The organism is Paenibacillus sp. YN15, from assembly GCF_003285005.1.
Classification (GTDB): domain Bacteria; phylum Bacillota; class Bacilli; order Paenibacillales; family NBRC-103111; genus Paenibacillus_AR.
This window is the reverse complement of record NZ_QMFA01000012.1, coordinates 120667-133005: the sequence shown is the minus strand read 5'-3', so window position 1 is coordinate 133005 and position 12339 is coordinate 120667. Positions and strand designations below refer to the sequence as shown.

Annotated in this window: 8 protein-coding genes and 1 riboswitch; of the genes, 7 read left to right on the top strand and 1 reads right to left on the bottom strand. The window is 59.3% G+C overall.

Annotated features, from left to right (window positions below):
- Positions 1 to 2: 2 nt before the first annotated feature.
- On the bottom strand, positions 3 to 3125 hold the full coding sequence (locus DQG13_RS12320; protein ID WP_113020064.1) for a GNAT family N-acetyltransferase: 3123 nt from the start codon (positions 3123 to 3125) through the stop codon (positions 3 to 5).
- A gap of 324 nt (positions 3126 to 3449) precedes the next feature.
- On the opposite strand from DQG13_RS12320, the gene DQG13_RS12315 reads away from it, so the two are divergent.
- The 7 genes from DQG13_RS12315 (at position 3450) to DQG13_RS12285 (ending at position 12274) form a co-directional block, all read left to right on the top strand.
- Positions 3450 to 4832, top strand: coding sequence for a cytochrome ubiquinol oxidase subunit I (locus DQG13_RS12315; protein WP_113020063.1), 1383 nt, complete (start codon positions 3450 to 3452; stop codon positions 4830 to 4832).
- Positions 4833 to 4857: 25 nt separating this feature from the next.
- Positions 4858 to 5862: a cytochrome d ubiquinol oxidase subunit II gene (gene cydB / locus DQG13_RS12310; RefSeq protein ID WP_113020062.1), complete on the top strand. Its 1005-nt coding sequence runs from the start codon at positions 4858 to 4860 to the stop codon at positions 5860 to 5862.
- 16 nt (positions 5863 to 5878) lie between these two features.
- A complete protein-coding gene (cydD, locus tag DQG13_RS12305; RefSeq protein WP_181592725.1) occupies positions 5879 to 7684 on the top strand; it encodes a thiol reductant ABC exporter subunit CydD in 1806 nt (601 codons plus the stop codon).
- Positions 7681 to 9468: a thiol reductant ABC exporter subunit CydC gene (cydC, locus tag DQG13_RS12300; RefSeq protein ID WP_113020060.1), complete on the top strand. Its 1788-nt coding sequence runs from the start codon at positions 7681 to 7683 to the stop codon at positions 9466 to 9468. Before cydD ends, cydC begins: the two co-directional genes overlap by 4 nt.
- A gap of 34 nt (positions 9469 to 9502) precedes the next feature.
- A riboswitch (cyclic di-AMP (ydaO/yuaA leader) is annotated at positions 9503 to 9637 on the top strand.
- Between the two features lie 104 nt (positions 9638 to 9741).
- Entirely contained in the window at positions 9742 to 10404 is a 663-nt protein-coding gene (locus tag DQG13_RS12295; RefSeq protein ID WP_113020059.1) for an HAD family hydrolase, read from the top strand.
- Between the two features lie 138 nt (positions 10405 to 10542).
- Positions 10543 to 11727 (top strand): mannitol-1-phosphate 5-dehydrogenase, encoded by a 1185-nt coding sequence (locus DQG13_RS12290; protein ID WP_113020058.1) that lies wholly within the window; start codon positions 10543 to 10545, stop codon positions 11725 to 11727.
- 175 nt (positions 11728 to 11902) lie between these two features.
- Positions 11903 to 12274, top strand: coding sequence for a response regulator (locus tag DQG13_RS12285; RefSeq protein ID WP_113020057.1), 372 nt, complete (start codon positions 11903 to 11905; stop codon positions 12272 to 12274).
- Positions 12275 to 12339: the final 65 nt, after the last annotated feature.

Sequence of the window (12339 nt, the reverse complement as noted above, 5' to 3'; positions counted from 1 at the left end):
GATTAATCTCCCTTCACGGCAAAGCTCAGCCGCGTAAGTGCTGTCAGCTCCTCCGGAGTCAGCTGCTCCCGGCCGAAGATATAGAATACCGGCTTCGTCCATTTGGTCTCTCCGTCAGGGAGAAGCAGATGATGAGCGGTTCCCTGGCTCAGAATCTGGTTGTTGAAATAGACAAACCCGCTTGCGCCTTCGGGATCGAAGGCCGCCTGCAGCAGCTCCTCATGCTCTGTGGAGCCCAAGCAGAAATGTCCCATAGCCTTATATTCCTCTTCATTGGTTCCCAGCCGGAAGCGGATTCCTGCTTCATTTTGGGTCCAGCCTGTATCATGGGCGGCGCCGGGCCGGAAGAAATTGCGGTTCCAAATCTGCAGCTTCGGGTAGCCAAATCCGGTCCGGTTGGCGATCCGGTTGACCTTGGCCAGCACCGGGGCTCCCGGCAGCATCAGATAATATTGGTCCACCGTCAGACCGCGGTTCTGCTTATGCTGCTCTACCGCAAGCCGCAGCCGGATGCCGGACCAGACATTGCCGCATGAATCCTCCACTTGCGCAAAATCCGCGCTTCGGCTCTCCTGAAGCAGGCTTAACGGAGACATGCCCTGCACATCAATGCCCATGCCGCCCAGCCAGGGATTCCACCAGGAGCGGGGACCCGGAGCCGGGTAGGAGCTGTGCAGCCACTCACGGCCCGCATAGATGAGGGAATGGGCGGCGCAGCCGAAGGCCGGCGAAACATCCAGGGTCATGAGGCCGTTGCCGCAGCGGAATAGCGTTCCCGCTTCTCCGTCAAGCCGCTCCAAAGCCACGGGCTCCTGCGAAAGGGGGAAGACGGCCGCGCGGCGCTCCAGCCGGGTGTCCTGCCCTTCATAGACCAGCCGCAGCCGGTCTGCCCGAGGGGAGCCAACGGGATGGGGACGATTCAGGACGGCGGTATGCAGGTTTTCGTCAGCATCGATCTCCAGAGCGTTTACCTCGGTCCCGTCTGCGGACAGCAAGGACAGTCTGCCGGAGAGGGGAGACAGCTTCCGGTCAGTCACCTCCAGGGGGTAGCCGCCCTCCGCGAAGGGGTTGCCTCCATTGGCTGTGACTTCCAGGTGGCTGGTCAGAAAAGGAAGCTCCTCCTCCCGTTCACGGTGCACATAAGCCCGGAAATCCTGCCAGTCGGCAAACATACCGACAGCCGCCCAGGTGGAGGCGGTGCGGATCGAACCGCCGGCAGGCAGATTGCCTATCGGATGCTCCAGGCCCATCATCCAGTCGGATTTGACCAATTGCTGCTTCCCGTCCCAAAAAACGCCATAGGTGATTTTTTCATTGCGTGAAAACAGCCAGTTTTCGCTGATCCGCCGAGGCTCCCACTGGTTCAGATGCTGGGCCGGCGCTTCGTCCAGCCGCAGATACAGCCCGTCATAGGGCAGCACCGTATCCTTCAGCTCAAAGCGGAAGCATTCCAGCAGCTTCATATCCGCAGCCAAAGGCGCACCGGACTGATTCTCCACCGTATAGTAATGCTCGATGAAACCGCCCTCCCATACCCGTGCCACCGATTTGATCACAGCGCCCGGATGATCGTCCGACAAATAAACGGCCTCCAGAAGTTGGGCGTCCCCGTCCTGTTCCAGCCGGACATGCTCAGGCTTTTTCCTGCAAAATTCGGAGGAATAGGGTTTGCCCAGTCTGGGATAACCCCAGAAGAGGCCCCCTCCCATATGGGTGCGCCGAATGTGGAGCTCGTTGTTCTCTTTGTTCAGCACCAGCATGTTGGGACCGCAGGCAGCGTATGCGTGCTTTCGATCCTGACCCCCGAAGCGTCCCGTATGGCCCCGGAAAACCAAGCTGACAGAGTGGTCGAAGGCGATGGTTTCACCGGAGTCGGCTGTTACGGTTTCCACGGCAACAGCGGCCGAGTAGACGCCGAATGACCGGAGCACATAGGGAACCGCCACCGATGCTTTGCCCAGGCCGGGAACCCGGATGGAAACATGGGGGTCCTCGAAGCGGATGAAATCCGCCTCCGGAAGGGTGAAGCGGTATTCGGCCTCCTCGGTGAGCTGATTCTCAATATTCAGAAACAGGGTTTCCCGGACTCCCGCATAATGCTCCAGCTCTTGGCCCGCCATGGACAGCTTGGCCGGAAACAATGGAGCGATGCCGGTCCGCAGCTCCGCCTTGCGCCCGTTGATGATCCACTGGGAGTGGACAACCGGGTGGGTCTTCCAGCTGCTTTGCTCCTCCTGCACCGGGTCCACCCGGAATTGCCCCTCCACCGTTTCCGTCCCGGTGACGGTTACCGTGCGGTGAAGATCAAACTGGATATTTTTGACGTTTTGGCCGGAAATTTCGCACACCACAGGTTTGCCGGTTTTGCTGCGGATATGGTAACGGACCGGGTAGGATCGGCCGAAAACCAGGTCATGCTCGGCAATTTCCGTGCGGATTTCATAGTCGGGGGTATCCAGGGACCAGATGCCCCGCCCTGTTTTTTCAAATTCCACCGTTAACTCCTGCCCGTCCTTCTGCCACGAATACCGGAAAATATCGAATTTCCCGCCGCAGGCCTCTCCGTCGGGTTTGATCTCGATGGGACGGGTGCTGTCCGCATACCAATCCAGGTCCTTCAGATACGGCTCCAATGCTTCCGTTTGCAGTACAGTGGGGATGTAGTTCATCAGATGAACCCCGTCATCCTTCTTTTCCCAGAAAAAGCCGCATTTCTTATACATGGGCACCGCTTTCGTGTTCCCCGCCCAAGTAAACAGGTCCAGGCGCGGCCAGCCCAATTCCACCGTTTTGGCCACGGCGTGGAGGATCAGGGCTTTGCCCACCTTCCGGTTATGGTAATCGGGCCGGACGTTAAGCAAGGGCACGTAAAGCGCCCCTTCATCCAGCATATAATGGGAGAAGCTGCAGAAGCCCGCCACTTCATCCCCGTCCACCGCCAAAAAAACATGAAGATTGATAGTGCTGTCCATATCCTGCATAATGCTTTCCGCTGTGCGCGGGCTGTGGCCCCCGCCCCAGCTTCCCAGACTCTTGTTCCACATATCCGCCACGGCGGCTGCATAGGAATGGTTGTACTCCACAATGCGGATGGTTCCGGCAGTGGTTGTCGGGCTGCTTTTCATGGCTTCCTTCCCTCCGTTACACAATGTAATGCTGTCAATTCTAACCTTACCCCAGGGTTAATCCGGATACAAGCGGGAAAACCATTATAATCAAACTCCTCCTTTTCTTTCATATCTGTGAAGGGCGGCTATGTATAAATTGTGTCTAAAAAACGAAATATAGCAAAGAGAGGGATTTTCATCTTGATTCGTACTATTTTAAAAGATAGAACTATCTTATAATAATTTTAGTTCATGTATACCCTGCAAGCCGGCATGAGATTCGGCTGTTTGGCGTGGCCTGTTTTGGGCTGCGCTCTACTCTATAAAGGGAGATGAGGAGCTTTGGATTCGGTGATTCTGGCTCGGTGGCAGTTTGGCATTACCACGGTCTATCATTTTTTGTTTGTTCCGCTGACAATTGGCCTGGTCTTTCTGATTGCTGTCCTGAACACCCTCTATGTGGTGAAAAAGGATGACAATTATAAGAAAATGGCCCAGTTCTGGGGCAAGCTGTTCCTGTTGAACTTCGCCGTGGGCGTGGTAACGGGGATTATGCAGGAATTCCAGTTCGGCATGAACTGGTCGGATTACTCCCGGTATGTGGGAGCGGTGTTCGGCGGACCGCTGGCAGTAGAGGCGCTGGTGTCCTTCTTTCTGGAGTCCACTTTCCTGGGCGTCTGGATTTTCGGCTGGGACCGCCTGAACAAGAAGGTTCACCTGGCCGCCATCTGGCTTGTGGCTGTAGGCACTACCCTATCGGCGCTGTGGATTCTCACCGCCAACTCCTTCATGCAGGAGCCGGTGGGTTATGCCATCCAGAACGGCCGGGCGGAAATGATCGATTTCTTTGCGCTTTTGGCCAACCCGCAATTGTGGGTGGAGTTTCCCCATGTTATTTTCGGGGCGCTGGCGACCGGTTCCTTCTTCATGGCCGGCATCAGCGCTTACAAGCTGGTCCGCAAACGGGAAGTGGAGATGTTCAAGCCCACCTTCCAGCTGGGCATTATTGTGGCGCTGATTTCCAGCGTGCTGACCGCTGTGGTCGGGCATAGCCAGGCCCAGCATCTGATCGAGGCCCAGCCCATGAAGATGGCGGCCTCCGAGGGTCTGTGGAACACCACCGGGGAGAAGGCGCCTTTTACGCTGTTCGCCATTATCGATCCCGCCAGCAAGGAGAACAAGGCGGAGGTGCAGGTTCCCGGCGTATTGAGCATACTTGCATACAACAAGCTGCATGGCAGCGTCAAGGGTATGAACGAGCTGCAAAAGGAATATGAAGCCCTCTACGGTCCGGGCAATTACATACCGCCTGTCCGCACCACCTTCTGGAGCTTCCGGCTTATGGTCGGCGCCGGCACGCTGATGATTCTTGCCGGCTTGTACGGCGCGGTAGCCATTGTGCGCAACCGCTTGATGAACAACACGCTTTATTTGAAGCTGATGGTCTGGGCCATTGCCCTGCCATATATCGCCAACTCCACCGGTTGGATTATGACGGAGGTGGGCCGCCAGCCCTGGGTTGTCTTTGGTCTGCAAAAGACCACGGACGGCGTATCGCCTACCGTATCTGCCGGTATGGTACTGACCTCGCTTATCGGCTTCACCGTGGTGTATGGGCTTATTGCGGCCGCTCTGGTGTATTTGTTCGTGCACTTCGTGAAGAAGGGTGTGGAGGGCGGAGGAGACCTGCACGGTCACGCCGTTCCCCATCCCACCAAATTATAAGAGATGAAAGCGAGGCGGCAACACCATGTATGAAACCCTATGGTTTATTCTGATCACAGTGCTGTTTGTCGGCTTTTTCTTCCTGGAGGGCTTCGATTTCGGCGTTGGCATGCTGGTTCCCTTCCTGGGCAAGGAGGATGTGGAGCGCCGGGTGCTGATCAATACCATCGGCCCCGTCTGGGACGGCAATGAGGTTTGGCTGATTACGGCGGGCGGAGCGATGTTCGCCGCATTCCCCCACTGGTACGCCACCTTGTTCAGCGGCTTCTATCTGGCCTTGTTCCTGATGCTGCTGGCGCTGATCGGCCGCGGCGTGTCCTTCGAGTTCCGCAGCAAGCTCCAGAATCCCAAGTGGAGAGGCCTTTGGGACTGGACCATCTTCTTCGGCAGCCTGCTGCCTCCTCTTTTGTGGGGCGTGGCGCTGGCCAACCTGATGCGCGGCGTGCCCATCGACAAGGACATGAACTATGTGGGCTCCTTCTGGGATCTGATCAGCATCTATTCCGTTGTAGCCGGTGTGAGCGTGGTACTCTTGTTCCTGCTGCACGGCGCTCTGTTCCTGACCCTCAAAACCGATGAGCATTTGCGTGAGCGGGCTCACCAGTTTGCCCTGAAGGTGGGGGCGCTGGCCACCCTTTCCGTCTTTATTTTCGTTATCCTGAGCTATTTTGAAACGGATATGTTCTCCGGCGTCAACCCTGGCGCCGTGCCGATTCTGGCGGGCATTGCCCTGGTGTCGGTCCGCTATTTCCTGAAAGCCAAAAAAGAAGGCTGGGCCTTCATCATGACCGGCCTGACCATTGTATTGTCTACGATTACGGTTTTCTCCTGTCTGTATCCCCGGGTGATGATCAGCTCGCTTAACCCGGATTGGAATCTGACCATCCACAATGCCGCTTCCAACGAATATTCCCTGAAGGTGATGACGGTCATCGCCCTGTGTACGGTGCCGCTGGTGCTGGCTTATCAGGGCTGGACCTACTGGGCGTTCCGCAAGCGGGTCAGCATTAAGGACCATCTGGACTATTAATATGATGAAGCGTCTTATGAAAAGCGCGCCGGCCGCCCGTCTGTTATTTGCAGCGAGCGTAGGCCTGGGTTTGGCCGGCGGCATCTTGATTATTCTGGAGGCCGTATGGATCGCCAGAATTACGGACCGGGCATTTTTGGGCGGGGAAGGGCTGCGGGAGCTTCTCCCCGCTCTTTTTGTGCTATTGGGCTGGATTGGCCTTCGGGTGGCGGTCCATATAGCGGGGGAGTGGGTGTCCACGGATATGGCCGCCCGGGTCAAGGAGGACCTGCGGGTGCGCATGGTCCGGAAGCTGGTGGAGCTGGGGCCCCAAGCGGTCAAAAAAGAGCGGAGCGGCGAGCTCCTCTCCACCCTCTATGAGGGCGTGGAGCAGCTGGAGACCTTTTTGGCCCGGTATATTCCCCAGGTGGCCTTGTCCACGCTGATTCCCATTGCGGTGCTGTGCGCCACTCTGCGTATGGATCTTACGTCCACCTTGATTCTGGCGGTGACCATGCCGCTGTTGATCTTTTTTATGATTATTATCGGGATGACCACCAAGGCCAAAACGGCCAAGCAGTACCGGCTTCTGGGATACTTAAGCGGCCACTTCCATGATGTGGTCCGGGGGCTGCCGACGCTGCGGATTTTTAACCGCAGCCGGGAGCAGATCCGGATTATTGCCCGCATCGGCGAGGAGCACCGCAAAGCCACCATGGGCACCTTGCGGCTGGCGTTTATGTCCGCCTTCGTTATGGAGCTGTTTGCCACCTTGTGTACGGCTGTGGTGGCCGTGTTCCTGGGGCTGCGGCTGATTGACGGCAGCATTGACTTCTACAATGCCTACTGCGTGCTCTTGCTGGCCCCGGAATATTACGGCCCGGTGCGGGCCCTGGGCACCCAGTTCCACACTGGGATGAACGGGCGGATTGCGGCGGAGCGGATTTTTGATTTGCTGGATGCGGAGCCTCCCGGCTGGAGGTCGCGGCCTGACGGGCGCAAGGCGGAGCCGGCGCTGCCGGGGGGCGGCTACCGGATCGAGCTGGCGGAGGTAGGCTTCCGTTATCCCAGAGCGGAGAAAGCGGGGGATGCGGAGGAGGAAGAAGCAGGCGGGCTGCGGACCGGAGCTGGGGTCGAGGTTCAAGATGAGCCGCCTGCGGCGTTGGACGGGATCAGCCTGGCGGTGGAGCCGGGCCAGCGGGTGGCCGTCATCGGGCATACCGGCGCGGGCAAAAGCACGCTGCTGGAGCTGCTGCAGGGTTTTCTGCGGCCCAGCTCGGGGATCATCCGCGTGAACGGCGCCGATATGGCGGAGCTGTCCATGGACTGGTGGCGCAGCAAGCTGGCGGTGGTGGCCCAACAGACGCATCTGTTCCAGGGGACGGTGCTGGACAATATCCGGCTGGGCCGCCCCGAGGCTTCCCGGGAAGAGGTGCTGGCCGCGGCGCGGCTGGCCCGGGCGGATGAATTTATTGCCCGGCTGCCCCAGGGTTATGACACGCCCATCGGCGAGGCTGTCCGCTTAAGCGGCGGCCAGATGCAGCGGCTGTCCATTGCCCGGGCGCTGCTCCGGGACGCGCCGGTGCTGCTGCTGGACGAGCCCACGGCGCAATTGGACGCGCAGAATGAGGCGCTGGTGCAGGAGGCGTGGACGGAGCTGGTGCGGGGACGCACCGTGATTATGGCCGCCCACCGGCTGGATACGGTCCGCCACGCGGACTGGCTGGTGGTGCTGGAGCATGGCCGCATCGCGGAGGCCGGGCGGCCGGAGGAGCTGCTGGCCCGCAGCGGCAGCGTGTATGCGCGGATGATGCGGGTGCAGAACGGAGGTGAGGCGTCATGAAGGGAACCTTCCGCCGGACGCTGGCTTTTGTCGGCCGTTATAAGGGACGGGCCTTCCTGGCTGTGCTGCTGGGGTTCCTGACCATCGGGGCCAATATCGGGCTGATGGGCGCCTCCGGCTATCTCATTGCCAAAGCGGCCTTGCGCCCGGAGACGGTGCTGCTGATCTGGGTGCCCATTGTGGGCGTCCGTTTCTTCGGGCTCTCCCGGGGCGTCTTCCGTTATCTGGAGCGGCTGGCCTCCCACGATGTAACCTTCCGGGTGCTGGCGGATTTGCGCACCTGGATTTACAGCCGGATCGAGCCCCGGGGCACGGTGCTGCTGGAGGACCGGCGCAGCGGCGATGTGCTGGGCTCTGTCATCAGCGACGTGAATGAGCTGCAAAATTTTTATTTGCGGGTTTTGTCGCCGCCCTTGGTGGCCGTGCTGTCCGGGCTTCTGGGCATCGGCATTGTGGCCTGGTGGGACATGCGGTTCGGCCTGATTCTGGCCGTGATGCTGATTCTGGCGGGAGTGGCCATTCCCGCCCTGTCCCATCTTGCAGGGCGGCGGAGAGGCGAGGAAGCCGCCGCCCGCCGCGGGGAGCTCTACGCCAACGCCAATGATCTGATCATGGGGCTGCCGGAGCTCCTGCTGTACGGCCGGGCGGAGAAAGCCGCCGGCCGGGTGGAGGCGGATCAGCGCCGGCTCTCGGCGCTGCAGAAGAGCCAGAACCGGACGGCCGCTGCGGCGTCCGGCATGATGCTGGCCTGCACCCAGGCGGCCATGTGGCTCATGCTCCTGGCGGCCATTCCGCTGGTGGCCGCCGAAGCGCTTAGCGGCATTGCCCTGCCGGTGCTGGCCACGGTGGCCCTGGCCAGCTTCGAGGCAGTGGCGCCGCTGCCGCAAACCTTCCAGCAGTTCGGCGGCATTATGGCGGCCGCCTCACGGCTGTTTGAGCTGGCGGAGGCCGGCCAAGGGGAGGCCTCCGCCGGGCCCGCCGCTGCCGCCGCCCATCCGCTGCCCGCGGAGGGCTTCGCCATCCAGGTAGAGCAGCTGACGTTCCGCTACGGGCCGTCGGAGCCTGCCGCTCTGGACGGCGTCAGCTTCGCCATTCCCCCGGGCATGAGAGTGGCCGTGGTAGGGGAGAGCGGCGCCGGCAAAAGCTCCCTGCTTCAGGCGCTGCTGAAGCTGCGTCCCTATGAGGCCGGAAGCGTGCGGCTGGCCGGGCATGAGCTGGCCGACCTAGCGGATGAGGCGGTGCGGGACCGGTTTGCCGTAGTATCCCAGCATGTGCAGCTCTTCAATGAGTCCGTCCGGGACAATCTGCTGCTGGCCCGTCCGGATGCAACGGATGAAGAGCTGCAGCAGGCGGCCAAGGCGGCGCAAATCCATGAAACCATCCTGAGCCTGCCGGAGGGGTATGACACGCTGGTCGGCGAATGGGGCTCCCGGCTGTCCGGCGGCGAACGCCAGCGGCTGGGGCTGGCCCGGGCGCTGCTCCGCAATGCCCCTGTGCTCTTGTTCGACGAGCCTACGGCCGGGCTGGACAGCGTGACGGAGGAGGCCTTCCTGCGGCAGGCGGAGGAAGCGGCCTTCCCGGGCAAATCCGTGCTGTGGATCACCCACAAGCTGACGGGGCTGGAGCGGATGGACCATATCCTGGTGCTCAAAAGCGGCCGGATCGTGGAGCGCGGCACCCACGGGGAATTGCTCCGCCTGCAGGGCGAATACTGGCGCTTATTCCGGCTGCAGCAGGCGGAGGCTGCATGGCAGGAAACCTCCCATTTTGAAAATAAGTCTTGAAAATAAATTGACATTTCCAAAGGTTCTGAATTATTATAAAAATACGCTTAGTTTTCGGCAGCGGCCGGAAAGCGGGGGAACCACGCAATTGGGGCGAATCATCTTGAGATGTAGGGTACCATCTACCCGAGCCCGTCAGCTAACCTCGTCAGCAGGAGATGGGTCATTTCTTTGCTTTTTACAAGTGGAGTAGGGCCCTGTTTAGCCAGGGCTCTTTTTGTGCTGTTCTTCTGCATGTTTCCGCCGCTATTTTGGAGAGGAGATGGAGAAACCATGATTAAAGCCATTATTTTTGATTTCGACGGAACGATTATTGACACGGAAACAGCCTGGTACGAGGCCTTCCGGGAGGCTTACCGGGAACATAACGTGGAGTTGACGGTGGAGCTGTATTCGGGATGCATCGGAACCAGCCTTCATACCTTTAATCCCTACGAATATCTGGTTACCGAGCTGAAGCTGCCGGTGAATTTGGATGCGCTGCGCACATCGGTCCGCACCCAACACTCCACGCTGATGGAGAAGGAGGCGCTTCGCCCCGGCGTGCTGGATTACCTGAAGGCCGCCAAGGAAGCGGGCCTGCGGATCGGGCTGGCCTCCAGCTCCTCCCGGGAGTGGATTGACCGTTACCTGACAAAGCTGGGCATCGCAAGCTATTTCGACTGCATCCGGACGGCGGATGATGTGCAGAAGGTGAAGCCCGACCCGGAGCTGTACCTGCAGGCCTTGGCGTGTCTGGGGGCGGAGCCCCAAGAGGCGGTGGCCATTGAGGACTCTCCCAACGGAGCCCGGGCGGCTGCGGCGGCGGGGCTGTACAGTGTGGTCATCCCCAACCGGATTACCTCGCTGCTGGAGTTTGAGCCCTGCAACTACCGGCTGGACGCCCTGTCCGATCTGGACTTCCGCCATCTGCTGGCCAATCCCCAGGGCTATTGACCCCTCCAAGCTTGCCGCGGGCCGGAGACCGGCCTCCGGTCCGCCCGGGCAGCGTGGGCGGAGGCGAAGCATAATACCAATAACGGCTTTTTGTCACATAAAGAGACGGAATATTCAGAAAAAAAGGAGTGGGGAAACATGAAGGCAGTGCAATTTGGAGCAGGAAACATTGGCAGGGGATTCATCGGCATGCAGCTCTCCGGTTCAGGCTATGAGGTTTGCTTCGTGGCCCGCAATGAGCGACAGATTGCTCTGCTTCAAAAGCGCAGGCAATATACGGTGATGCTGGCAGGCGCAGCGGGCGGAGAGGATGTTTCCGTGGTGCGGAATGTGACGGCGCTGCGCATCTCGGATGCGGAAGCGGTAGCGCGGCAGGTGGCGGAGGCGGAGCTGGTGACGACGGCGGTGGGAGCCGGCTCGCTTAAAGCTATTGCCGGGGCTCTGGCCCGGGGAATTGAGCTGCGGCTGCGGCAAAATCCGCGGATTCTTCACGTGATCGCTTGTGAGAACACGCTCCGCGGCAGCTCCCAGCTCAAAAAATGGGTATACGCCCAGCTCGACCCGAGCCTGCATAAGCTGGCGGAGAAATGGATTTATTTTCCCGATTCCATCGTGGACCGGATTGTTCCGGTGCAGCAGCAGGAGGACCCCCTTGCCGTGAAGGTAGAGCCTTTTTTTGAGTGGGTCATCGACAAGCGGGGCATCGCAGCCGGGTTTCCTGCGATTCAGGGCGTCATTCTCGCCGACGAGCTGGAGGCTTATATGGAGCGGAAGCTGTTTACGGTGAATACGGGCCATTGCAGCGCCGCCTATTTCGGCTATTTGGCAGGCTGTCTGACCATCCAGGAGGCCATGAAAAAGCCTTTGATCAAAATCAAGGTCCGCAGGGTTATGCAGGAAACGGGACGGGTGCTGGTCCAAAAATACGGCCTGGACGAAAAGGCCCATGTGGCTTACATTGAACGGACGCTGGAGCGTTTTGCCAACCCGGGCCTGACAGACCGGATCGAGCGGGTGGCCCGCTCGCCCTTGTCCAAGCTCTCCTACAATAACCGGCTGGTCCGTCCGGCCATGCTGGCCTCCCGGCTGGGGCTGCCGGTATCCAATCTGGCGGATGCCATCGCCGCGGCTCTTCGTTTTGACAGCAGCAACGATGAGGATGCGGCCCGGGTGCAAACGGTGATCCGCCAGAAGGGCATCCAGTCGGCGCTGGGGGAGCTGACCGGCATTCCGTTCCGCCATCCCCTGCACGGGGAGATTGTCCGCAGGTACAATAAGCTGAACGAACGTTATCCATTGGAAATCCGCAAGTTTATGCTGTGACAATATGCAGCAAAATCTGCCGATCCCGGGTATTTCCGGGCGGCTTTTTTTGTCTTTTTTGTCGCAATGCGAAAAAATGGGCAGGTCTTTTATCCCATGTTCAGTATTTGTTCATAGCCAAGTCGTATCATAGATTGCAGCGGATGACAAAACTGCCAGCAAAGGAGTGGAATGAATGGAGAAGAAAACAGTAATGGTTGTGGACGATACGGCGTTTATGCGGATGGCCATGCGGACCATTATGGAGGAATTGGGCCATGAGGTGGTGGCGGAAGCGCAAAATGGCGCTGAAGCGGTCAACCTGTATCATTTTGTGCGGCCCGATTTGATCACCATGGATATTACCATGCCCGAGATGGACGGAGTCAGCGCTCTCCGGAAAATCAAAACTATGGACGCCTCCGCCAAGGTCGTAATGTGCTCGGCCATGGGCCAGCGGGAAGTGGTGCTGGATGCCATCCGCAGCGGCGCCAGTGATTTTGTGGTTAAACCGATCCAAAAGGAAAGAGTATCCGAAGCAATCCAAAAAATCTTCAGCGGGGCATAATTTTCCTGCGATTCTGAACCAGGCCTTCCGGGCTCCCGTCTAATTCATATCCATCGGAAAGGAAC

Excerpts from the sequence above, each read along its gene's own strand:
- DQG13_RS12320 (WP_113020064.1), bottom strand. The coding sequence starts at position 3,125 with ATGAAAAGCAGCCCGACAACCACTGCCGGAACCATCCGCATTGTGGAG.
- cydB (WP_113020062.1), top strand. The coding sequence starts at position 4,858 with ATGTATGAAACCCTATGGTTTATTCTGATCACAGTGCTGTTTGTCGGC.
- cydD (WP_181592725.1), top strand. The coding sequence starts at position 5,879 with ATGAAAAGCGCGCCGGCCGCCCGTCTGTTATTTGCAGCGAGCGTAGGC.
- cydC (WP_113020060.1), top strand. The coding sequence starts at position 7,681 with ATGAAGGGAACCTTCCGCCGGACGCTGGCTTTTGTCGGCCGTTATAAG.
- DQG13_RS12295 (WP_113020059.1), top strand. The coding sequence starts at position 9,742 with ATGATTAAAGCCATTATTTTTGATTTCGACGGAACGATTATTGACACG.
- DQG13_RS12290 (WP_113020058.1), top strand. The coding sequence starts at position 10,543 with ATGAAGGCAGTGCAATTTGGAGCAGGAAACATTGGCAGGGGATTCATC.
- DQG13_RS12285 (WP_113020057.1), top strand. The coding sequence starts at position 11,903 with ATGGAGAAGAAAACAGTAATGGTTGTGGACGATACGGCGTTTATGCGG.